Genomic DNA, 23,272 nt, shown 5'->3' with positions numbered 1-23,272 from the left:
ATGAGCGATACCAAAGTCACCATGCCCGCTTATGTGCCGCCGCCCCCACGCCGTTTGTTGGAGCCGCACCGGATATTCCTGATCGCCTTCTTTGGAGTGATCGTCTTTTGCGCCATTTACTTCATGCGCTGGGACTGGCTGCCAAAATATCAGACACGGCTGCTCTACGGCATTGGCGAGACACTGTTCCTCCTGTTCTCAACCGCCGCCGTCGGGTTTCTGCTGGCGCTTCCAATCGGCCTTGTCCAGGTTACGGGCCCCTGGCCGCTTGCAGCGCTTGCCCGCGGGTTCTGCACATTGATCCGCGGCACGCCACTGCTCCTGCAACTCTGGTTGCTCTACTACGGTCTCGGATCCGTCTTTGCCCAATACCCGGAAATCCGCCAATCCATGTTCTGGCCGTATTTGCGGGACGCCTGGCCCTACGGCTTCACGGCCTTGATGCTATCGTTCGCGGCCTATGAAGGCGAAGTCATGCGCGGGGCCTTTGCCGGCGTGCCGCGCGGCGAGCTGGAAGCCGCCCGCGCCTTCGGCATGAGCCGCTTTACGATGTTCCGCCGGATCTGGCTACCACGTGCCTTCTATCGCGCCTTGCCGACCTTGAGCGGCGAAACCGTGCTGCAACTGAAATCGACGCCTCTGGTCGCAACGATCACCGTGGTCGATGCTTACGCGGTCATCACACGGGTGCGCCAGGACACCTTCCTGGTCTACGAGCCTTTGCTGCTGCTGGCCCTCATCTATATGTGCCTGACCGGAATTCTGGTATTGCTGTTCCGCTATCTTGAAAGCCGCATTCCAAGCCGGGGCGCCTAATCTACAGCCAATATTTGAAAGCACTTTTGTAAATGACCAAACAGGCCACCAATTTCGATGCGGATCTGGTCGCAACACGGCGTCATCTGCATTCCATCCCGGAGATTGGTCTGTCGGAATTCAAGACCTCGGACTATGTCGCCGGCGAACTCACCGCGATGGGCTATGAGGTGACACGAGGCCTTGGCAAGACCGGTGTTATTGCGACCTTGCGCAATGGCACGTCCAGCCGCAGCATTGGAATCCGGGCCGACTTTGACGCCCTGCCGATCAAGGAAGAGACCGGCGCAGACTATGCCAGCACTCACCCGGGCGTGATGCACGCTTGCGGCCACGATGGTCACACCGCAATGCTGCTTGGCGCGGCCAAACGCCTGGCAGAGCGCAAACAGTTCGACGGCACGGTGCATCTCATTTTCCAGCCAGCCGAGGAGAATTTTGGCGGCGGGAAACTGATGATTGATGACGGCCTGTTTGAGCGGTTTCCCTGCGACGCGGTGTTTGGCCTCCACAATGACCCCGATTTGCCCTTTGGGGAGTTCCATTTCATCGACGGCCCAATGATGGCGGCAGCCGATGAATGCAAGATCACGGTGATCGGCAAAGGCGGCCATGGGGCGGAACCGCAATCAACTCCGGACCCGATTGTCTGCGGCGCGTCGATCATCATGGCCCTGCAAAGCATTGTGGCGCGTAACATCCATCCCATGCGGCAAGCCGTGATCACGGTTGGTGCCTTCAACAGCGGCATTGCCAGCAACGTGATCCCGGAGCGGGCCGAAATGAGCCTGACCGTCCGCGCTTTTGATCCCGATGTCCGGGACGAGCTGGAGACCCGCATTCGACAGGTCGCGGAAGGCCAGGCGGCAAGCTACGGCCTCAAGGCGGCCGTTGATTATGAGCGCGGTTATCCACCTATGGTGAACCCAAGCGAAGAGACAGACTATGTGCGGTCGATTGCCCGGCGCTTTGCCGGCAGCGACAAGGTGAAAACCATGCCGGACCCGATCATGGGCAGCGAGGATTTCGCCTATTTTCTTGAAGAAAAACCCGGCTGTTTCTTTCTGCTTGGGACGGCCAAAACGGACAACGACCCGCCGCTCCATCACCCGAAGTACGACTTCAACGACGACGCCCTGCCCCTCGGCGCAGCGTTCTGGGTGGACCTGGCAGAGGATTTTCTTTCGGGACTAGACACGGCTGAGTGAACAGATTTCAATTGGCTCACGCCAGCCCGGAGCGGACATTCATTCTGATTGCGGCGAATGTCTCAAAGGAGCCCATCCAAGACCTTCGGTGCGGTGCGCTGAGCTCGAAACTCGGGCGGGAAACGGGAATTTGCTGCGGATTGTATGAAGGTCCGCTTTGCGGATAAAGCAACCAAAATCGGTCGTCTGGTATGGCTTATTTGCGCCATGCTTCGAGTAGACGGTTGGTGCCAGAAGCTACCCTTCCTGGCGCGTTTCATCTGCGAGGCAACCCGGCTTTGGCCAGACCATCGAGCACGTGCTCCAACGCGTCCTCCTGAGGAATGTACTGGCCAAGATACCACCTGGCATTGCTTGCGAATGCAGGGTTCAGGTGCATGAGCCGTTGCACTTCGATTTCGGCGGCCCTAGTCAACTCAAGTTGCGCCAATGCGGCCGCACGTTCCAGCGGACCCCAAAAAAAGTTCGGCATGCCAAATGCGATTGCTGCGGCCAAGGCTGATTCATAATCGCCACCATCATAGCGGGCCAAAAAAGCCGAATGGTTCATCCAGCCTGGCAGCTGGCTAACGACAGGCGGTTCCAGATCGACGGTATCAGCTATAGCCCGGAGAGGCATGGTCAGCGTCAGCATCCAGTTTGCCATTATCGACACTTCGGGGTCATCGCCAAATTTGTTCATCAATCGATGCCCAAGCACTGAAACCTGGTCGAGGTTTCCGGCAAACAGCTCGAACATCGCAAGATTAAAGATAACCGCGGGATGATCTGGATCGATTGATGATGCGAGTTCGATCGATCGCCAACCTTCATCGAACAGGTCTCCGCACTCACGTGCAAATCCGTATTTGTGAGCATCGAGGCAGATATCGGCATAGGCAGACAGCAGTTCCACATTCTCCGCATCCGCACTCAAGGCGGACCGCAGCGAACGAAACGCATGCTGATGTGTGGAGGCGGTCAATTCCTTCTGATACTGAATTGCCAAATCCAGGGCTTTAGTACCAGCATCCACGTCCGGCTCGAAGGCTCGATAGCGGAATTTCAGCCTGTAATTTCCAGGCTCAATCTCGATCCGCAATTCGTCGGTCAAGCCCTCTGTCAGATAGTAGAGTTCAACGGCATTGCGCAGCCGATTGGTTGCAACACGAACTGTAGCATCTTTGGAACTGCGGAAATCGTCTCCTTTTTTGAACACCTGATTGGCAATGGTGCGAGCTTCGAGACGATAGCCGCGCCCGCCCAACGTCTCCTCCACCAAGTACCGCAGATAGCGCTGAAGCATCGGTGCATCTCGGAACTTTCGGCTCTGCAATATCGCCGACAATTGGCGAATTACGTGATCCGCCGACACGCCAAATGCTTCACTCACCGATGGGCTATTGGTGCTTCTGACAACGGTATGTTTCTCGCCGGACATATCAAAATAGCTCTCCAAGGGAGTGTTACTAACATCTTATGCGAAAATCCGGTCATCGCTACTATGAGCGCCAGCATTATGGGTGTCCACGATCTTACGGAAGGGATCTGAAGTGAAGGACAAGAGCCAACACAACGAGAACGAAGATCAGCAACCAGACGATCCGTCCAAGCGAGACCTGCTTAAGGTCGCGGCTTCGGCGGCCGCTGCGGGAGCCACTCTCGGGGGGACAACGTCGGCCGGCGCATACGGCATTGACGGCGTGGAGGACAACCTGAACAAGACCGGCCGCCAGCGTCTGCCGTTCCGGCAAGGCCAGCGGACGTGGTTCGCGAACATTGCTAATTGGTACGAGTTCCCGACAACCGATCCGGAAATCCTCGAGGTTTGGGCCTATACCGACAAGCTGAGCTATGCGCCGGGCGACACGGTCGCGCTGCATGTCAACACCACCGCTGACGCCTACAGTTTCGAGGTGTTCCGCGACGGCGGCACACTCGACAGCGTCCTGAAGCAGGAAAACGTTGCCGGGGCCTATCACGACACGCCGCTTGAAGCCTATGAATCCGGCTGCAACTGGCCGGTCAGCACGCAGTTCACGATCCCCGCCGACTGGACATCCGGGGGCTATGTCATCGTCCTGACCGTCGAACGGGACGGTACGAAAATCGAGCACGAAGCATTCTTCGTCCTGCGCAGCGCCAACCCGGGCCGGACGGCCAAGATCCTGTTCCTGCCCGCCATCCCGACCTGGATCGCCTATAACGACTGGGCGGGCGGATGTTCCTATCGCCTGCCGCCGGAGGCGGGCGGCGGCGGGCGCGAGGCGCGGGAAACCAGCTACGCCGTTCACACCAGCACGCACAAGCCCTGGCCGCGCGGGTTCATCCGATTTCCGGAGGTTGGCATCGAGAACTTCCTGCAAGAGAAGGCATCAGGGACCGTGCCGATCAACTGGGAGGTCACCTACCCGGAGTTCGACTATGTCTTTGCCAATGGCTACGCCATGTTTTCGTGGATGGCCGGTTGGGGCTATTTCGACCGCCACTTCGCGATCTGGGCGGAACAGAACGGCTATGAAATGGACTATGCGTCCATGCATGATGTCTACGACAACCCGGCCTTGCTGGAGCCCTACGACCTGATCGTCCAAGTCGGTCATGACGAATACCACACAGTCGAGTACCGCAAGGCTGTCGATGCGCACCTCGCCAGAGGTGGCAAGGTGATGCGCACGGGTGGCAACCTGATGTGGAAGGTGCGCTGGGACGAAGAAAACAAACGCCAGACCTACTACAAGCACGGTCGCCGGAAAGAAGACCCGATGTATGAGGAAGGCAAGCGCGAGTTGCTGACTGTCGGCTGGCACCATTTCGAAAGCCCGACGGAAAACCCCGTCACCACCTGGGGGGTCAATGGCCACAAGGGCGTCTATGCCAATACCGGCGGCGTGACGCCGCGCGCTTCGGGTGGGTTCACTGTCTACCGAAACAAGCACTGGGTCTTTGAGGGGACGGACCTCTACTATGGGGACATTTTGGGTCGCATCGTGCCCGTTGTCGGGTTCGAAGTGGACGGCGTGGACTATACGTTCCGCCACGGCTTGCCCTATCCGACCGGTGAGGACGGCGCACCTGACACACTCGAGATCCTTGCCCTGGCACTCGCTTCGCAGGCTGAAGAAACCGATCACGGCCATTCCGAAGGCTTGCATATGTGGGGCGACAGATTCGATGACGCGCGGGAGAACGCGGAAGAAATGGGCGAAGAACCCACCCAGGAAAACCTGGAGAAGCGGATCCATGGCAACAGCGCGGTCACCTATATGCAAAAAGGCCCGGGCGAGGTTTTCGCCGCCGGGACGTGCGGGTGGGTGCACGGCCTGAAGGGCGGCGACCCGTTCATCGAGCGCGTGACCAAGAACGTGATGGACCGGTTCACGTCATAAGATTGCGGGCCCGGCGATCCGCGATTGCCGGGCAGGCCTTTTCCACAGCACCACAACACGGAGCAGACCATGCGGTTTTGCCACGGACATGCGGTCGCAGCGGCGATCGCCCTGACGGCCTCCAGCGGTTTTGCGGAGGATTTCACCTACCACACGCAGTATGCAGACCAGATGGGAACCAAAGCCCCCGCAGCACGCAACCTGACAGAGGCGAATTCGACCGCTGCAGGGGGGGCGGTCTATGCCAACCGCAATGGGTCAGAATTCGCCACGGTGGCCTATAACTGGGCACCGTCTTCGACCCCTTTCAGCTTCTTCGAAGGCGGTGTGACGCCGATGTCTTCCGAAGATCGGGCGCATCTGGAAACAACCAACACGGATGGCTACATCGTCGTCAAGGACGGCGTCATCATCCGTGAATATTACGCCGAAGGGATGCACCCGACGACCAAGCACGGGATACACTCGACGGGGAAGTCCTATACCTCCGCAATCTGGCATGACGCATTGTTGCAGGTGATGGACAAGACTGTGGGCGAACTCATGCCTGAACTCGCACAGTCCGTCTATGGCGACCAGACCGTACGCAATGTCGTTGATATGCGTGCCCCGGTGTTCTGGTACGAAGATTACGCCGATCCCGAGAGCCCGGTCGTGCTGTCATTTGCAGCTGTGGGTCTGGAATACAAGAATGACGAATTTGAGACCGTTGCATTCACGAAAACGCTGAAGCGCAACCCGAAGCTGGAGGATGGCGATTGGTATTATGTTTCGAACAATACCAACCTGATGGGGCTGCTGGGCCCGCGCCTTGCCGGTGTAAGCGCCTATGAAGGAACGCGACAGTTTCTTGACGCTTTGGGCACGGAGTACATCTCTGGCAGCGTCGCCAATCTTCACGGTCAATACGATGCGGGCGGCGGTCAGTACATGACGCTTCGCGATATGGTGAAGCTCCCTTATGCGATGGCGAATGGTGGTATGGTCGCGGATCGCCAGGTTCTGTCCGAGGCTTACATCAACGATGTGTTTTCTGCAGACGATGCCAAGCGCGCGGCCTGGGCGAACGGTCCCTACGCTGAACCGATGCCGGATATTCAGTTCTATTCCAATCAATGGTACATCGTGGATGAAAACATCGCCGTCGGGATCGGTTCTTACGGCCAATACCTTGCATTCAATCGAGAAACGGGTGTCGCCATAGCCAAAATGTCCACGTACCACACGGGGCAGAACTTCCCGCAAGGCACACCGGATCTCGCTTGGGTGATCGAACAGGCGCGGTCCTACTGATCTTAACATCTTGGGGGCCGAGCATCTGGCTGGGCTGGCAACAGACGGCTTTGGCCACCCTTGATGCAAGGAGGCATCGGCATGAGGCGCCCACGCATTGCGCATGCGCGCTGGCGCCCGCGGCCATGGTAGAGGAGGTTGACCACGGCCATTCGGAAGGGGTGCACATGTGGGGTGATGCTCTGGCGGATGCACGGGAAATCGCGGCCGATCTGTATCCGGAACCGACCGAGGAAGACGCATAGAAACTTGTCTACGGCAACTGCGCGGTCACCTACATGCAAAAAGGCCCGGGCGAGGTTTTCGCCGCCGGGACCTGCAATTGGGTGCACGGCCTGAAGGGCGGCGACCCGTTTATCGAGCGGGTGACGAAGAACGTGATGAACCGGTTCACTTCCTGAAGACCGCGCCGGGTCCAAGCGGCTTGAGCTGCAGGCCTCGGCGCGACTTTGTTAAGGCACACCATTCATCAGCATGGTGTGTCCGAGGGGAAACCATTCAATACAGAGCGGTCATTCGTAGCAAGTTTGAAGAATGTCAGCATTGGGCCGTTGTTCCCACTCGGCCGAATGGCTGCAATGTCCGCATGGCGGACCTTGCACCTGAGCGCAGCGAATTCACAATGTCCGACCTGAAACTGGCGCTACAAATGGCGATTTAACTGGGTTTAAAGGGCCTTCAAACGGCGTTCAAAAGATGGTCTGAAACGAGCTAGAAGGCCTCAAATAGACCGAGAGTTGAGCCCCTTTGCCACCCAACGCTCCCGAAACCATGAGAAAAACCGAAAATTCCAGATTGTTGTGTCAATAATTCCAGTTTTGGGTGGCGAGCTAAAAGCGCTTTGCGATCAGGCCTGACAGTCTGAATGTCTTTCCCGAAGGGCTCACCGAGAGAGATAGCTTAAGAAAAATGGTGGGCCCGGAGGGACTCGAACCCCCAACCAATCCGTTATGAGCGGACGGCTCTAACCAGTTGAGCTACAGGCCCACGGCGGCAGCCAAACATGATTTGACGCACGCCCTAATTTGCTACCTACACGAAAGGCCCCGGCCTCTCAAGCGGTTTCCAGCCTCCTCAACAAGGCAGTTTTTGCGTTACCCAAAGCGCAGCGTCTTTGCACCTGTACCCGCACACTCATCAGGCAAAAACTTCATTCTGAAAGCGCAGCACGGCGGTTCAACGGCCGCTCTTCAAACAGGAAAGGCCGCACCGGCAGAAAACCGGCGCGGCCCTTACGAATTTGCCCCCAGGAAGTTACTCGCCAGCAGCGGGTGCCGCGCCATCCTGTTTCTTGTTCAGCATGTCCCAGTTCTTGTAGAAAACCCGGTTGATGCCCGACAGAAGCACGTTGAAGATCTTCACGCAGACATTTTGAAGACCGGTGAACGCGCTCGGGCGCAGGACATCGACGAACACGCAGGCGCGCAGGCCGTCTTCGCCATTCACTGAGCGATGTTGGATCGTGTCGTCGAAGATGAACAGCGGATCGTCGTGCCAGAAATGCTTCTCGCCGTTCACCTCGATGAACACCTCATCGCTCTGGCGGGTGGTCATGTTGTAGAGGAGACGGATGGTCAGGCGGAGCGGGCCGAAATGGAGGGACGTCTTCTCCTGACCATTGAACAGGGATACACCGATCGTCTTGATGTATTTGAAGTCGCGATTGAACTCAGGGATCGACTGATCGCCCTGTTCGTCATACCAGCGATAAAAAACCATGCCGCGGCGCTTGTCGCCCATGCGGGCCTTCAGGTCGGTGAGGATTTCATCCTGACGATCCTTGAAGACCTGAAGCATCTCTTCGATTTCAGCGCGCTCCTCATCAGGAAACTCGCTCAGCTGCATGCGGTAATGATGACGCTTGGAGATCAGATCAAACAGCAGGTTCACCGGTGACAGCACCCAGGTCAGAAGGCCGTTACCGGAGAAGTACTTGGCGATCAGCGCACTGTCGAACCGCTTGTGGCGGGCAAAGTCGATCAAGCCGCACACAATGAAGATGCCCGCAATCCACGGCACGAGCCAAAACAAAATGGCCAGTGGAATGATCACACGCAACAAGCGGCGAACAGCTTTGGAATTCATCGACGACCTCTTGATATTGCGCCTCCGGAAAGGGGAAGCAAAAAGCGCCGCACAATGTCACGTCCTGACTGCGCGCGCAAGGACGGGAAACTGCTCATTCCCGCGGTTTGGTCCTCTCCCGAAGAGGTCCATATTCCCCGATACGAACCGGACTTTCAATGGCCCTCCGCGCGAGGTACGGTCGGGCGAAAGAATCTGCAATGCCAATCAGTTTGGCGGGACCTTCGCATGCGCTCACCCCTGTTGACCCTTACCCTCACCGTCTTCCTGATTTCCATGGTTGGCTGGCTTTTGGTGGTCGGGCGGTCACTGCTTCTGCCGTTCATCATCGCAATCATCGTCTGGTACATGATCAACGCGCTGTCGAACGTTTACCGGCGGATCGGCTACAGGAATTTTCATCTGCCCGGGCTTGTGGCGTTTCCCCTCGCCCTTCTGACAATCTTCAGCGTCAGCACGTTTGTTCTGGACATTGTCGCCGTCAACCTTACCCAGCTCGCCCAGGATGCGCCAACCTATCAACGGCGGCTGGAAGAGCTGTTCATGCAGGCAGCGGATCTGTTCCATCTCAACGATCCGGTGGAACTGCGCGACCTTTTCCCGGATTCCGTGGTGCCAAGGATGGTGACGGCGGGGGCCAGTGTGGTGACCGCAATTGCGGGGTCTGCCAGCCTTGTCTTCATCTATGTACTGTTCCTGCTGCTTGAGCAGTCCACCTTCGACCGGAAGTTCGAGAAGCTGTTTGCGACACCGGAGCGGGCGAAAGCCGCTTTTGCGATCCGCGCGGAAATCAATTCCTCGCTGATGCATTATTTCACCATCAAGACCGCTGTGTCTGTCGCAACAGGCGTCCTCACAAGCCTGGTTCTTATCGCAATCGGATTGCCTTACGCGGCCCTTTTCGGCTTCATTGCCTTTGTCCTGAACTACATCCCGACGATCGGGTCTTTGATAGGCGTGATTTTCCCGAGCCTTCTGGCGATCGTTTATTACGACACCCTTGGTCCCTTCTTGATTATCGCGACGGGCCTTGGACTGATCCAGTTTTCCATTGGCAATCTGATCGAACCGCGGCTGATGGGGGCAAACCTGAACCTCTCCGGACTGGTGATCATGTTATCTCTGGCGCTTTGGGGCGCGATCTGGGGTGTGGTCGGGATGGTGCTGTGTGTGCCGCTGACGGTGATGATCGTGATCGTCTGTTCCAAAATCGAGGCAGCAAGGCCTGTAGCAGTTCTGCTTTCCGAAAACGGCGAGATCGGCGATCTGCCCGCCGCCACTCAGCCGGGCAGCTGATCCCTCATTCGAAGGGCACGGACTAGATGAATGCCAGCTGAACCACGTGGCCTTACCCCTGCCCTATTGGCGGTTCACCTCTGCAACAGTTTTTGAATATCGTTCAAAGGAATAAGACCCATGCAGCAGTTCATTCAGTCAGGCATTGGCAAGCTGCCAAAAATTTCGAGAAATGCCTTCATCGCCGCCGCATTCGCAGTGGCATCACTCGCCGCTGCTCCTGGCTATGCCGACGAGACCGCTGCCCTCACCGGGACAATCACAATGGACGGCCGCGGAACAGTCTCTGTCGCCCCGGACATGGCGGTGATCACCGCACGGGTGGTCACGATCTCAAAGACGGCAGCTGATGCTCTGTCCGGAAACACTGCCGATCTCGCCAAGGTGATCGAGAAGATCAAAGCCGCCGGGATTGAGGCCAAGGACATCCAGACAAGCGGCTTTGCGATCTATCCGCGGTATGAACGAGTCACGGACAACTCGAACCGCCAGCCGGACATCACCGGTTATGAGGTCCGCAACGGCGTGGAAATCAACGTGCGAGACCTGACCAAACTGGGCGACCTTCTGACAGGTGTCGTCGAAAGCGGCGCGAACTCAGTCGACGGCATCCGCTTTCAGGTGAGCGACCCGGACGAGAAACTCGACGAGGCTCGCAAGCGCGCGGTCCAGGAAGCAAAACACAAAGCAAGCATTTTTGCAGAAGCGACCGGCGTTGAGCTCGGCGGCATTGTCTCGATTTCAGAAACCGGGATTCAGATGCCCAGGCCGGTCATGATGCGCGCAGAAGGCATGATGATGGCCAAGGCCGATGCTGTTCCGATCGAGGCAGGGGAAGAAACCATCTCTGCTTCGGTCACCATTCAATGGCAGATTGCGAACTAATCAACACCATCAATCGCAAGGGCATCCATTGCCCTTGCGCCATTTTATGGCGTTGGTGTTACTGAGGTTCAGCCGGTGGTATCGAGAGCATCGTTTTTGGCGGAAAAGCCTTCTTCCGGATCGTAAATGAGCGGAATGCCCAGCTTTTGACTCCACTCTTCTGCCACCTTGTGAAGTTCGCCGCTCTTCTTCAGCTCATCAAAAGCGTTTTCCCACTTCTTCAGGAGGTTCGGATCAGTGCCATTCGACACCATGAGATAAGAGGGGGAGCGTCTATGAATGAACACCGGTTCCACTGCAGACGGCAGCATGTCGATTTCCTGCAACACGGTTGATGCCTGCAGCTGGGAGGTAATCCAGACATTTACCCTGCCAGCCAAAAGCATCCGGGCACATGTTTCCTGATCATCCGCTTCGACTGTGTCGATGCCCGCTTCCTGAAGCAATTTGACCTGCCAGGATCCTCGAACCCCAACTGCGGTCAAACCTTGCGAACGGGCGTCTTCCAGACTCTCGATCTCGATACCGGAGTCTTTCTTGGCAAGAAGCCCATGTGTCCACATCACGGCCGGCGCGATGAACGTGAACCCCATCTCTTCCCGTTCCGGGGTCTTGGCTGCGGTAAACAACAAAATGTTCGGCTCGGACTGCGCGATTTTGTAACCCCGCGCCCAAGGGATCACTTCGATCGGCGTCGACAGACCGAGCTTCTCTTTTATGGCTTCGATGATTGCGACGGTGAGACCCGTTGGCTGCCCTTCCTCATCCAGATAGTTGGATGGCGGCCATGGCGACGTCACAAGCCTCAGTTCCTGAGAGATTGCCGGTGACCCCATCAATAAAACGCCGATCCACAGGCCAAGCAGCGAGAGGATAAATGTACTGGCACTCAAAGACTTCTTGGCAACTCTCGCCATTCTTTTTCTCGTTTCGCCCGCCCTCAGCCGTTCACCGCAAACAAACACGGCGCAAGTCTCCGACAAGTGTCGGGCCAATCGCTCAATAAAGGGTTTAAATTCGGCACACGTGTTGGTGATCAATGGCGGCTGGATGAACGTCCAGAACCGTTGATGGGCTTTGTTCCGCTGCCCATACCGAAGCCGCCTCTGTTATCAGACAAACACCAGGCGAAAAACATTGTCTTTTTTGACTATATGCTCAGCTGGTTTTTGAATTTGACCAGAAGAACAACGCACCCCAATGCTGTTCGCATTGGAGCGCGATTAATCGAAGCCCAGTCGGGCTTACTTGTACTTCGCCGTGATCGTGTCGAATTCGCCGGAGTCTTTCATCGCCTGCATTTGCTCGCTGAAAGCCGTTACGAACTCTTCAGGCACGCTTTTCTTGCTGAACATGATGTAAGATGCATCGGAAGAGATGATGACATTTGACGCGACGACTTTGTCACCAAACCCCAACCGCTTGATATCCTCCGACACCACGAACACTTCACCCAATGTCGCATCGATGCGTCCAGCGGCAAGCTTCTTCAGATTGGATTCCTGGCTGTCGGTGTCATCGATCTGACTGGCATATTTGTCCTTCAGGTCATTGAAGTCACCGCCATAGGCATATTCGCGGATGGTCCCGAGCTTGCCGCCCTTTTCGAAGAAATCAGCCAGAGAGCTGTACTCCCCTTCTTTGCCGGCAGGCACGAACAACACTTCCTGTGCATCTACATAGGGACTGCTGAAATGCGCGAAGGCCTCGCGCTCTTCCGTCTTGGAAACCGGGGAGGCAATATCGACATTGCCGTCTTCCAGCCCTTTCAGATGGCGCGCCCACGGGAGTGCCTGGGTTTCCAGCCCGCATCCAAGTTTATCCAGCACAACGGCGATGACTTCAAAGTCCATTCCGCTGACTTCATTGCCCTCGACCTTCTGATACGGCCGGTAATCACTGGCGCCTGCGATCAAAGTCCCGCCACGGGGGCATTCTGTCGCGAACGCCTGCCCTGCCAGCATACAAACGGCGACACCGGCCCCGGCAACCATTTTCCAATTGGTCATCTTCATAGTCCTCCAACACTTCATGGAGGCGGAAGTTCCGCGTAGGAACAGCCTCAGCATGGATTGGGAAACGATAAAGACAAACAATGATCACAGTATTAAATAGAATAAACACAAGAAATGTAATTATTACATTAGAATATATTACAATCTAACGATCATTAGCTTATGGAGTTTGAATTATCACACGTATTCAAAACACCAAAAACATCAACTTTCTCGTTCACTCCTTTCAATTCTGCGGAACCCAATTTTTCCACCTCCACATTGAGCCGGCCTGCCACATCTTCCGAAAACAAAACCGGCCGATCCCATTGCCGACACAATCCTTCCAGACGAGATGCCAGATTTACGGCGGAACCGAGTACCGTAAAGTCTATCCGGCGTGACGATCCGATATTGCCGTAAAGAACTTCCCCAAAATGCAGACCGATGCCGAAAGTGAGATCAAGTGGCGGCTCTGCCTCCTGGGCGCACTGCAGCGCGGTTTGGGCCGCTTCCAGAGCGTTCGCGCATACGGCGCGATCGTCGGCTTGACCATCCTCAGTCGGGAAGATCGCAAGCACACCGTCTCCGATGAACTTCAGGATTTCACCGCCCTTGCCTTCCACTGCCTCTGCAATGATTTCAAAGTACCGGTTGGCGCGGCCCAACGCTTCTTCCGCGGACAGACGCATGTTCAAACCAGTCCAATCCCGGATGTCGCTGACCATAATGGCGGCATGAATGCGCTCGATATCGCCCCGCCTTATCCGGCCATCGAGCACCATTTGACCGGTTCGCCGCCCGAGATACGCTTCCGCAATGGCTGTCGAGGTATCGCGGAACCGATAGACCTCGACAATCGGGGCCAAAGCCGCCCCAATCCTTGTAAAGGCCACAACATCGGCGTCCGACAGACCGCCGCTGCAATCGGTGGTCACGACGAAAATCGCGCCTCTATCGTCAGAAAAGCGCAGCGGCAGTGCAAGGTAATCCGTCGCACCGCGGGCTTTCAGCTCATGCAAGACGTTATGGTCCTGATCTCCGAGTTCATTGCTCAAACGCCGCCGGTAAGGTGTTCGTGTCTGTGAAACTATTTGCATGGGACTGCCGATGTAGCCGGGTCGTTGCTCAAGGCCGTGGGCGGACTCGACCCGCCGTGATCCGCCGGGTTCACGTTCCCAAGCCGAACCGACAGCGGTCGTGAGTGGATGCAGGGTGCGCATCACCAGCCGCAGCCGCCAGACCGGCGCTCCCGCTTCCAGGAGTTGGCCACCCAAACTTAGAAGCAAGCTGTGCAGGTCCTTTTCGAAACGCCCCTGCTCCAGCAGCCAGTCCCGGATCTCGCGCGGGTTCCATGTCAATTTACCAGCTTCGTCCGCCGTATCGCCCACAAAAGGACCTCCCCAATCTTTGAGCCTTCTCGGCTTACAAGTAAGACTGCATCATACCCAGGATCTCCCGCGGTCAATCACTGACATATGTCGATGGTTGCTCTTGGCAGTTGCTGGAGCGGCCAAACGTCAGAACCGCCGATGCCAAACCTGCATGGGTTTGTCGGTTTCTTCACTTTCACCGACGTCTTGCCATGGGAAGGCTACCATCACGCCCTCCAGCTTTGCATAACCGCGCTTTGTCCAGAACGAATCCAGCGCCCGGTAGTCCGCCGGTTTCATCGGATGATCATCCGGACGCACGACTGCACAAAAGACAGCCTCATCAAAACCCAGCTCCTTTGCGTGGGCTTCTCGTTCGTCAAAGAAGAGATGACCAATTCCTCGCCCGCGATACGCTGGGTCCAGGACCGATTCAGCCATGTAAAACAACTTGTCCGGATCAAAGCCCTTTGCGCGCAACGGGGCCTGGAAAGCCTCGTATTCTCCGCCAAGCGGCTCTCCTGTCGCCGCCCCGACCAAGCGGTCGCCATCATAGGCGCCAACAATCACTGCGCCTTCCGTCTCCGCATACCGACCCAAATACTTTTCTTCGTAGTCCAGCGAGCCCTCATAAAGATACGGCCAGGCCCGAAAAACCGATATGCGCAGCTGAGCCAACGCACCCAAAGTTTTTTTCAGTTCTTCGCCAGTTAATCGCCGGATCTCAATTGCCATTGCTAACGCCCTCAAATCGCGGAATGTTTTTTCACCGATCCGTTCTATCGTAGTGCATCACATAGCAGAGCTGCACAATCCGCAGCAATTTTTTGCGATCACCCCATTGAGATTCAAAGACAATATCTGTAAGGAGGGCGCTCCGGAAATAAGGGCCAAGGCCCTCCACCGGGGACATCTGCTGGTTTGGGAGAGCGATTATGAAAAGCAACGCCCTCTTCGAACTGGGGATGGACTTGGAGGCTCGCGTAGCAGAAGACGCAATCAGCGTTGCCGAGCCAAGAAGCACCACCCAGAAGGAAGAAAACGTTTCGACCGCGGCTTCTGTGTATTCAGACGACCGCCTGGATCACTTCATTGAAAAAGAAGGGGTCCACTGCGCTGGTGCGCATTTGATTATCGACCTTTACGATGCTGAACGCATTGATGATCTCGCCTATATGGAAGAGACCATGCGCGCGTGTGTCGAAGAGGCCGGAGCAACCTTGTTGCACATTCACCTGCACCCCTTCGAGCCGACCGGTGTGTCAGGCGTTGCGGTGCTGGCGGAAAGTCACATCTCTGTCCACACATGGCCGGAAGCTGGCTATGCCGCCTTTGACGTCTTCATGTGTGGAGACGCGCAACCAGAAAAGTGCGTCGAAGTGCTGCGCAAGGCTTTCAAGCCGGGCAAGACTGCTGTTTCCGAACTGCTGCGCGGGCGTGAGGTGGCGAACCAGCTGTCAAAACCGCATGCTCTGGATGCGGCAGAATGAGCAACGGTTTGGTCTTCAACGAAACGCTCCATCCAGGCGTTCAGGTCAGCTACAGCTGCGACGAGATCCTCTATCAGGAAAAGACAGAGCACCAGGATCTGGTGCTTTTTTCCAATCCTGTGTTTGGAAAGATCCTGATGCTCGACGGGGTTACGCAGGTCACCACACGGGACGAATTCATCTACCATGAGATGATGTCCCATGTGCCGATCATCGCCCACGGCGCGGCAAAGTCTGTTCTGATCGTTGGCGGCGGTGATTGCGGCTTGGCCGAAGAAGTTCTGAAGCACGCAAGCGTGGAAAGCCTCGTTCAGGTCGAGATCGACAAGTCGGTCGTCGATTTTTCCAAAGAGCATTTCGCCGACTTCAACACGGGTGTTCTGGAAAATCCGCGGTTTGAGCTGGTGATTGAAGACGGCCTGAAATTTGCCGCTGAAACAGACCGGCGCTTTGATGTTGTGATCGTCGACAGCACCGACCCGCACGGCCCGGGCGCAGTCCTCTTCTCAGAAGAGTTCTATCGCGACATTCACCGTATCCTGACCCCGGGCGGGGTCCTGGTGACGCAAAACGGCGTACCGTTTTTGCAACGAGACGAACTTGTCACCAGTGTCGAGCGGTTCTCCCGCATCTTCAAGGACGCAACGGCCTATATTGCGGCCATTCCGACCTATTTCGGCGGTCACATGACCCTTGGATGGGCAAGCGACAACGTGGACCTACGCAAACAAGCAGCTTCGATCCTTGAGGAGCGTTTCAAGGCTGCGGGTTTCGACACCCGGTATTATACGCCCGATGTCCATGCCGCTTCTTTCGCACTTCCGAAGTTCATCCTCGACGCAGTCGAAGAAGGCCGGGCAAAAGCTTAAGTCGCCCCTATGTGTTGCGCAGATCCAAAAAAAGCGGGCTTCAAGCCCGCTTTTTTGCTTTGCAGCCGGAAATCTCTACACATAACAAGACGTTCACGGATTGGACATGCGCTTCTCATCTTTGGTCAACACCTAACAAGAAACGGCACATTCGCCGTGTCCTTGAAAGGGAGTGATAGAGATGAGCAAGAAACACATCCAACCCAACGCCCAAGATCTGATGATCCAGGCAATGAACAACCAGCAGACTTGGTTCAAGTCGCTGTTCTCAGACCATCCGAAGGGCAGAAACCGGCCAGAAAAGGCAACTGCAGAACGCTATCTGTTGCACTCCGGGCATCTGTTTTAAGGGCTGAAACACATACCGGGCAGAGCACTTGATGCTCTCCCGGTTTGTTTCATTGAGTGCTCACACCTTCACGTGGGTAATCAATCCCTAGCTTCCAGCCAGATACGGGCCGTGTCCATGTCTCTTGTTTGAAACCCATCTGCAAGTTTTTGCCCGACAACGGCCCCGAACTTGTAACCGTGCCCGGAGCATGCGGAGACAACCGTCACTTTGCCCTCTGTCGTGCAGAAGAAATGCTCGTCTGATGTGAATGTGTAAGCGCAGGTCACAACATCATCGACCTTGTATTCCTTGATCCGGCCGAACGGCGGCGAGAAGTAGTCTCGCAACGTTTCGCCTTCGCCGGCCTTGGCAACCCGGTCCTGATCGGGTTCTGCGGTGTATTTGTGAATACCCGCTCCGAATTTGAGGCCCGTTCCCGGGACTGGCGGGAGAACATAGCCGTCGATAGTTCCACCGGGATCGAGGATCGCGGGACCGGCAGCCCACGCCGCCTTTAAGTCTTCTGGCGGCGTGAGGTACACAACTGCCGTCCGATAGGTGGTGAGGCTTGTTTTGAACTTTGGAAACAGGCCGAGCGTCCAGGCTCCGGCCGTGACAATCACATGATCTGCACGAAGGACAGATCCACCGGCGACTGTCACGGATCCAGCGTCCGGATCGACCGATATAACTCGCGTGTTCTCGCGGATGTCAGCTCCTTTTTCCTGGAGCCAATCTCGCAGCTCACTGGCAATTTTCTGGCACAGCAGAACACCGCCCTCATCGCTGTAAGCGCCCCAGCGGATCGTATCTGCATCAATGAACGGAAAGCGCGCGGCAGTCTCCGAGGCACTCATGTCATCAAACGGGTAACCACCGTCGATCAGACCGGTGCGATACTCATCGCCGCCGTCCCCTTCGACCTGGGAAAGCAGCAGAAAGCCGGTTTCTACCAAGTGTTTTTGGCCAATGTCGGCCCACATTTCGTCCCAGGCTGCGTAAGCATCGCCGATACGGCGCTGATAACCGCCATGCCCACCATAGGCCCGGCGGATGATCCTGTGCTGATCGCCGGAAGCCGACAAGGGATTGGGGATTGGGCCCTGTTCAACCAGCGTGACGGACACGCCGCGTTTGGTGAGGGCCCAGGCGGTAGACAGACCGGATATTCCGGCCCCGACAATTATGACAGACATGAAGACTTCCCAAGATATGCGGCGCGCAGGTTAGCTGGCCATACGCCAAGCGCAATATGTGATTTTCCGGAATTCGTGCATGCCGCATATGTGTTTGTGATTGCCGCCGTGACAAAAGCCTCTACTTTGCCACGCGGACACATTGCAGCGCCTCCATATTGGCGAGAGGAGATCGCACCTTGCTGGAAATTGAAAAGAGCGAATCGGAGACCTTGGCACACCGCCGGCTGTCGGATTATCCCGACTGGGGCTACCTCCTCCGGGAATATTATGAGGTCTATCGCTTTTTGTCCTCCGGCGGCAGTGACCGCATCCGGGCGCACCAGCGTGCTGTCCGCGAGGCGATATCCCGCGTCATAAAATCAAATGCCGAACTTCGTTTCGATGCACCGGCCCACAAACCGGTAACCGCCCATCTGAAACGGGCTTTGGACGAAGGACGCCTGGAACGAACAGCCACTTTGATCCGTTCCATTGAATCCGTGCAGGATCAGCTGACGTGGCAATACGGCTATGAGAAGGTCCCGCGCGGGCTCGACAAGAAATACGCTTATGCCGAACTTTGCGGTCCCAACGGCCCAATCCTGACGACTGAGGTGATCCTGGGGTTGGTTCTCTTTGCCCCGAATTGCACCTATCCGGCGCATTCACATGACGGGATTTCGGAAAGTTACATTTGCCTTTCCGGCGCCGTTTCTGAAAATCATCAGGGTGTTTATGCGCCTGGATCCATGATCTTCAACCCGCCCGAACACGCCCACCGCATAACGGTGTCCAAAACAGAACCCGCATTATTGGCCTACGCCTGGACCGGTCCGCAGGACAAGCTGGCAGGTCAGAAAATGGTTTTCAGCCGGAAGCGCAGTTAAGAAGCAAGATCGGCGTTGCCCCTCAAGAATAGCGCAACGCCGCCCACTTTGCCGTCCCGGACTTGATCCGGGACCTTGGCCGGGTTTACCGGTTAAGCCGCAACAGCTTCATCGGAAATTGAACATCGAATGTCGAGATCTGCGCTTGCCAGCTTGCCGTCTGAGGAAACCCAGGCTGGTTCACCGAGAAGCTTGGTCTCATGGATACCGAGCGTTGGGAAACTGAGGCCCATGGAATGCGCGGTCGCCACACGGTGCCCCGGTTTGGGATTGAGACCGCAGCAGATCTCCCGTGTCCCAAGTTTCAAATGGTGTGCAATGTCCCACTCCAGAACCACGCCCTCGTGCCGTGTCACCACCCAGCAGTGACCATCAACGCAGGTCCCGTTCTTTTCTTCCGGAAAGAAGTAGCCGTAGACATATCCTGCCTCGAGCCCTGCAGCCCGGAGGCATGCAATCAGGTACGTGTTGATGTCGACGCAGGACCCTTCCGTCAGACCGCAGGAGATATACGGCACTTCATCGAGGCCATCATTGAAGCGCACCTCCGGATGTCCGTATTGAAACTTTTCTGCAACCGCATTTACGATCGCCTCAATGGCCGCGTGACCGTCTTTTGAGCTGTCAACGAGCCCGCGCACATCGTCAAGAAGCTCGTTGGCCGCGCGCGTGAACCGGTTCAACCGGGGCTGAAACATCGGCTCCGGATAACCCGAACCGCCATCTGCATAGGCATAAGATACGGTTACCGGCTTTCCGTCTTCCGGTGAAATCAGAGCTGCCATCTGCCCCGTTGAGACTTCTCCGCTCAGTTCAACAGCGCCACCTTCCACCTTGAAAGAAATGGGTGTCTGGTGCGGGGTTGGAATTCCGGTCGGCACCAACAGTTTCCGGCCGTGTTCCTGGTCAGGTTGAATAGTTACATTCACAAAGATGGACATGGTGCCCCCTCAAGTCCGAAATCTGATTAGACGATCATCTGGAACAAAAGCCCCGACAGAACCGCACCGGTGAAACCAAGTCCAAGGTAGGTTGCGAACACTGGCGGCTTGACCAGCGACCACACCGCAGCCATTGCCGGAATGGAGCTGACAGCACCTGCGATCATGAAGGCCATCGCAGCGCCTGCGCCCATGCCCTGGTCCATCAGACCTGCAAGCAGCGGCGGAGCCACATAGCTGTTGAGGTAGGCCGGCATACCGACCAAAGCGGAAATGACAATGGTGCCAACACCTTCACCGCCAACAACACGCGCAATCATGTCCGCTGGCACATAGGTGACCAGCAATGCCTCAAGCACATAAGCCAGGGCCAGCCACTTCACGAGGAACAAAGCATTTGCCTTGAGCTCGGTCCCGAACGTACTTGTGCGCTCACTCTCTTTCCAGAATTGCCAGACTGGCCGGCCTGTCTTTGGCGATGTCCCACAGCCACAGCCAGAGACAGACGATCCGACACGCACCGGATCTGAAAACAGGCCTGAGCGGATGGCAAATGCCACCAACGCGCCGCCAAACAAACCAAGGGCCACTGCGAAGACCGCCTTCCCGATGGCAAACTCCCAGCCAAGTGCACCCGCTGTAATCAAAAGCGTCGGCGGATCGATTAGAGGCGATGACAGCCAGAACGCCATAATGGCCGAAAGCGGAGCACCGACCGCCAGAAGGCCGGCAATGAATGGGATCACTTCACATGAACAGAAAGGAGCCAGCCCGCCAAACAAAGCCGCCAGGACGATCGCCTGCGTTTCCCGCCCTTCAAAGGCTTTGCCCACATAGGATTCTGCTCCGGCCGCTTTCAGCCACGCAATTAACAGGACCGCGAACGCGATGTAGGGCAAGGTGCCGAGGAACGCCTGAATGGCAAAGCTCACGAACGGCACGAATTGAACTTGGTCGAGGACCAGGACCAGAACTGGAACGGTCACAACAATTGCCCAGGGCGATAGGATATAGTCCCGCCCTGGAAACCGCTTAAAGGACCACGTTTGTTTTGCCGCGCCTTGGCCATCAGTGCCGGATGCGCAGCAGCTTGTGTTTTGCGCTACGTCTACGGTCTCAGTCATTTGCCGCTTTCCTTTCAACGCCAAGAACGAAGGACTTGCCCTCTTCCGCGCAACATTCTTTCAAGATGTATCCAGCCAGCAGTTCCAGCCGCTCGAAAGCGGCACGGTTGATCACCGACCGGCCGTCTTTTTCCTGAACCACCAGGTCTGCAGATGCGAGAAACTTCAGATGATGCGCCAGCGTGGACGCGGCCATGCCGGTGCGGGTTTGAATGTCACCGACACTCAACCCGTCACGGCCCGCACGGACCAAGGTCAACAACACTTGCAGCCGGGCTTCTGAGCCCAGCGCCGCAAAGCCTTGCGCAGCTTCTTCCAGAACCATGACACACCTCGTCCCTGTCAGCGCAATCAATATAACTATAATTCTAGTTATATAGTTTTTTGAAGCGCGTCAAGAGTGTCCGTAGGCAAACGGCAAACATAGTTCGGCCTCACGAGCCTACGGCTTGCAATTCAGTAAACACCAAGCGACGTGAAAGACATCAGAGATTGATGTTACGAGGCTTCCTTAGCCTCACCTCCCACTTGGGCAATCCAATCCTGGAGATTGTAGTAGGTGGTGATGCGAGCGATCTGGCCGTCGCGAATTTCAAAGAAACTACCCGCAGGAAGCGCATAGGTCTGGCCGTCGGCCTCCGGCAGTCCTTCATCGGTCGCGATATACGTGCCGTGAACAATGAATTCGGCAGCCGCTCGTGTGCCCTCCTCGTTCACAAACAGAACGATGTCGGTCAGGCGTTCTTTATAGCAGCGGGTCATGTGCACGTTGAACGACCAGAAGGCGTCCTTGCCCAGCCGTCGCTCACCCTGATTGACATCATGGATCAGATCCTCGGCGACCAAGCTTTCCATCTTCTTGGTGTCACCGGCATTGAATGCAGCGAAATACGTGTCGATCAGAAAACGCGATTGCTTGTTTGGCATTGGAACTCAACAGGTTGGTGTTGTTTGGTTGAAAGGAGTGTGCCGTCCAACGCTGCCGGGGACAAGACCGCACAGCGGCCCTGGTGTACGGAACCTAACCAAAATCATGACAATCAGTCTAAAGGTGCGATCGAACTTTCAAAGCGGTAGCCCTTGGATCAGAAGGGCCAGCCTGCTGCACAATACACTACAATTCAAAAGTTGCGCACAAACAAAATACAAGCAATATATTTTGAATTACTTTTTAGCATTTGATTACAAATCCAATTTACCCTAGGAAAGAAGAGGTGAGACAAAAAGATAAACACCATGACAATTAAAGCGTTGAGAGTTTTTGCTTTATTGATCCTGTTGGCGTTAATCGCACTGCCGGCAAAGGCAGAGCACATCACGATCGTTACCGAACACCTGCCCCCGTATAACTACCTGGAAGACGGCGAAGCGCGCGGCATGTCGACAGAGGTCGTACAAGCTGCCTTGGATGCTGCCGGACATACGTCCGAAATCAGATTCATGCCTTGGGCCCGGGCCTACCAGATCGCTTTAACGAAACCCAACACACTGGTCTATTCCATCGCAAGAACGGCGGAACGCGAGGCGTTGTTTGCCTGGGTCGGAGAAATCGCGCCCTTCGGTGCGTCTTTGTATCAACGCGCGGACCAACCGGTGATCAAATTAACCCAGCTAAGTGATGCCAGATTGTTACAGGTTGGTGTCTACCGGGGCGATGCCAAGGAGGCCGTTTTGCGAAAAAACGGCTTTCAAAATCTGCAAACAACAGAAGATGATCATCTAAACCTGCGCAAGCTGATGCTGGGGCGCATCGACCTCATCGCGATCGATGACAGTGTGATTGGCCCTCTCCTCACGGAAGAAGGCATTGCCTCAAACAAAGTCCGCAGGACGCTGGGAATCGACGAAGTCAGCGGGCACCTCTATATGGCCTTTCACAAGGAAACGGATCCTGATCTTGTGATGTCTGTGCAGCGCGGCCTTGAACTCATCAAAGAAAACGGACAGTACGAACAGATCCTGAACCAATACCTTCTGATCAATTGAGCTGGCTCGACTCGACCAAATCTCTGGCGACCGGCAATACTCGGTTCGTCCACCCATGCTGGCGGCATTGCCTTTGTCACTTTCAACCGGCTGTGCAATCTCTCTTGCCTGCACTTATTGTGGCGTGTTGGATTTCCTCGTGTATTCT

Annotated in this window: 23 protein-coding genes and 1 tRNA gene; 12 read left to right on the top strand and 12 right to left on the bottom strand. The window is 56.1% G+C overall.

The window, feature by feature from the left end:
- Together AC0J4F_RS11885 and AC0J4F_RS11880 are read left to right on the top strand one after the other, a co-directional pair.
- Positions 1-816, top strand: a complete 816-nt coding sequence (locus tag AC0J4F_RS11885) for an ABC transporter permease (protein ID WP_473026358.1) — start codon at positions 1-3, stop codon at positions 814-816.
- Positions 817-848: 32 nt separating this feature from the next.
- Positions 849-2,024, top strand: coding sequence for a M20 aminoacylase family protein (locus tag AC0J4F_RS11880; protein WP_473026357.1), 1,176 nt, complete (start codon positions 849-851; stop codon positions 2,022-2,024).
- A 256-nt stretch (positions 2,025-2,280) separates the two neighbouring features.
- Here AC0J4F_RS11880 and AC0J4F_RS11875 read toward each other — a convergent pair whose 3' ends face one another.
- Entirely contained in the window at positions 2,281-3,444 is a 1,164-nt protein-coding gene (locus AC0J4F_RS11875) for a hypothetical protein (protein WP_133949792.1), read from the bottom strand.
- Between the two features lie 112 nt (positions 3,445-3,556).
- Between AC0J4F_RS11875 and AC0J4F_RS11870 the strand changes: the two genes are divergently transcribed.
- The 3 genes from AC0J4F_RS11870 (at position 3,557) to AC0J4F_RS11860 (ending at position 7,086) form a co-directional block, all read left to right on the top strand.
- On the top strand, positions 3,557-5,392 hold the full coding sequence (locus tag AC0J4F_RS11870; RefSeq protein WP_133949794.1) for a N,N-dimethylformamidase beta subunit family domain-containing protein: 1,836 nt from the start codon (positions 3,557-3,559) through the stop codon (positions 5,390-5,392).
- 69 nt (positions 5,393-5,461) lie between these two features.
- Positions 5,462-6,685, top strand: a complete 1,224-nt coding sequence (locus tag AC0J4F_RS11865) for a serine hydrolase (protein ID WP_133949796.1) — start codon at positions 5,462-5,464, stop codon at positions 6,683-6,685.
- Between the two features lie 278 nt (positions 6,686-6,963).
- Positions 6,964-7,086 (top strand): hypothetical protein, encoded by a 123-nt coding sequence (locus tag AC0J4F_RS11860; protein ID WP_473026356.1) that lies wholly within the window; start codon positions 6,964-6,966, stop codon positions 7,084-7,086.
- Between the two features lie 509 nt (positions 7,087-7,595).
- Here AC0J4F_RS11860 and AC0J4F_RS11855 read toward each other — a convergent pair.
- Together AC0J4F_RS11855 and AC0J4F_RS11850 are read right to left on the bottom strand one after the other, a co-directional pair.
- A tRNA-Ile gene (locus AC0J4F_RS11855) sits at positions 7,596-7,672 on the bottom strand.
- Positions 7,673-7,939: 267 nt separating this feature from the next.
- Positions 7,940-8,770, bottom strand: coding sequence for an aspartyl/asparaginyl beta-hydroxylase domain-containing protein (locus AC0J4F_RS11850; protein ID WP_008194009.1), 831 nt, complete (start codon positions 8,768-8,770; stop codon positions 7,940-7,942).
- A gap of 228 nt (positions 8,771-8,998) precedes the next feature.
- Here AC0J4F_RS11850 and AC0J4F_RS11845 point away from each other — a divergent pair, with 228 nt between their 5' ends.
- A complete protein-coding gene (locus tag AC0J4F_RS11845; protein WP_209174305.1) occupies positions 8,999-10,066 on the top strand; it encodes an AI-2E family transporter in 1,068 nt (355 codons plus the stop codon).
- Positions 10,067-10,186: 120 nt separating this feature from the next.
- Entirely contained in the window at positions 10,187-10,951 is a 765-nt protein-coding gene (locus AC0J4F_RS11840) for an SIMPL domain-containing protein (protein ID WP_473026355.1), read from the top strand.
- Between the two features lie 68 nt (positions 10,952-11,019).
- On the opposite strand, the gene AC0J4F_RS11835 is transcribed toward AC0J4F_RS11840, so the two are convergent.
- The 4 genes from AC0J4F_RS11835 to AC0J4F_RS11820 form a co-directional block, all read right to left on the bottom strand.
- Positions 11,020-11,868: a substrate-binding periplasmic protein gene (locus AC0J4F_RS11835; protein WP_473026354.1), complete on the bottom strand. Its 849-nt coding sequence runs from the start codon at positions 11,866-11,868 to the stop codon at positions 11,020-11,022.
- Between the two features lie 327 nt (positions 11,869-12,195).
- Complete coding sequence (locus AC0J4F_RS11830) at positions 12,196-12,960, bottom strand: ABC transporter substrate-binding protein (RefSeq protein ID WP_209002101.1); 765 nt, start codon at positions 12,958-12,960, stop codon at positions 12,196-12,198.
- A 161-nt stretch (positions 12,961-13,121) separates the two neighbouring features.
- Positions 13,122-14,336, bottom strand: coding sequence for an adenylate/guanylate cyclase domain-containing protein (locus AC0J4F_RS11825; protein ID WP_133946159.1), 1,215 nt, complete (start codon positions 14,334-14,336; stop codon positions 13,122-13,124).
- Positions 14,337-14,465: 129 nt separating this feature from the next.
- Entirely contained in the window at positions 14,466-15,053 is a 588-nt protein-coding gene (locus tag AC0J4F_RS11820) for a GNAT family N-acetyltransferase (RefSeq protein WP_473026353.1), read from the bottom strand.
- 200 nt (positions 15,054-15,253) lie between these two features.
- Here AC0J4F_RS11820 and speD point away from each other — a divergent pair, with 200 nt between their 5' ends.
- From speD to AC0J4F_RS11805, 3 genes are all read left to right on the top strand, one after another.
- Positions 15,254-15,808, top strand: coding sequence for an adenosylmethionine decarboxylase (gene speD / locus AC0J4F_RS11815; RefSeq protein WP_050775990.1), 555 nt, complete (start codon positions 15,254-15,256; stop codon positions 15,806-15,808).
- On the top strand, positions 15,805-16,677 hold the full coding sequence (gene speE, locus AC0J4F_RS11810) for a polyamine aminopropyltransferase (protein WP_473026352.1): 873 nt from the start codon (positions 15,805-15,807) through the stop codon (positions 16,675-16,677). Before speD ends, speE begins: the two co-directional genes overlap by 4 nt.
- A gap of 181 nt (positions 16,678-16,858) precedes the next feature.
- A complete protein-coding gene (locus tag AC0J4F_RS11805) occupies positions 16,859-17,026 on the top strand; it encodes a hypothetical protein (protein ID WP_473026351.1) in 168 nt (55 codons plus the stop codon).
- Positions 17,027-17,106: 80 nt separating this feature from the next.
- On the opposite strand, the gene AC0J4F_RS11800 is transcribed toward AC0J4F_RS11805, so the two are convergent.
- Positions 17,107-18,204, bottom strand: coding sequence for an NAD(P)/FAD-dependent oxidoreductase (locus AC0J4F_RS11800; protein ID WP_473026350.1), 1,098 nt, complete (start codon positions 18,202-18,204; stop codon positions 17,107-17,109).
- Positions 18,205-18,383: 179 nt separating this feature from the next.
- Here AC0J4F_RS11800 and AC0J4F_RS11795 point away from each other — a divergent pair, with 179 nt between their 5' ends.
- Positions 18,384-19,073: a dimethylsulfonioproprionate lyase family protein gene (locus tag AC0J4F_RS11795; RefSeq protein WP_306148885.1), complete on the top strand. Its 690-nt coding sequence runs from the start codon at positions 18,384-18,386 to the stop codon at positions 19,071-19,073.
- A 92-nt stretch (positions 19,074-19,165) separates the two neighbouring features.
- Here the strand turns inward: AC0J4F_RS11795 and AC0J4F_RS11790 are convergent, their stop codons facing one another.
- The 4 genes from AC0J4F_RS11790 to AC0J4F_RS11775 form a co-directional block, all read right to left on the bottom strand.
- On the bottom strand, positions 19,166-20,014 hold the full coding sequence (locus AC0J4F_RS11790) for a transglutaminase-like domain-containing protein (RefSeq protein ID WP_473026349.1): 849 nt from the start codon (positions 20,012-20,014) through the stop codon (positions 19,166-19,168).
- Positions 20,015-20,040: 26 nt separating this feature from the next.
- Positions 20,041-21,138 (bottom strand): permease, encoded by a 1,098-nt coding sequence (locus AC0J4F_RS11785; protein ID WP_209002100.1) that lies wholly within the window; start codon positions 21,136-21,138, stop codon positions 20,041-20,043.
- Complete coding sequence (locus AC0J4F_RS11780; RefSeq protein WP_008189107.1) at positions 21,131-21,463, bottom strand: ArsR/SmtB family transcription factor; 333 nt, start codon at positions 21,461-21,463, stop codon at positions 21,131-21,133. Before AC0J4F_RS11780 ends, AC0J4F_RS11785 begins: the two co-directional genes overlap by 8 nt.
- A 173-nt stretch (positions 21,464-21,636) precedes the next feature.
- Complete coding sequence (locus AC0J4F_RS11775) at positions 21,637-22,065, bottom strand: ketosteroid isomerase-related protein (protein WP_133946143.1); 429 nt, start codon at positions 22,063-22,065, stop codon at positions 21,637-21,639.
- A 309-nt stretch (positions 22,066-22,374) separates the two neighbouring features.
- Between AC0J4F_RS11775 and AC0J4F_RS11770 the strand changes: the two genes are divergently transcribed.
- Entirely contained in the window at positions 22,375-23,124 is a 750-nt protein-coding gene (locus AC0J4F_RS11770) for a substrate-binding periplasmic protein (protein WP_473026348.1), read from the top strand.
- The last annotated feature ends 148 nt before the right edge of the window (positions 23,125-23,272 follow it).

It is taken from the genome of Roseibium sp. R5 (assembly GCF_055755305.1).
This window is presented reverse-complemented; position numbering and strand designations above follow the sequence as displayed.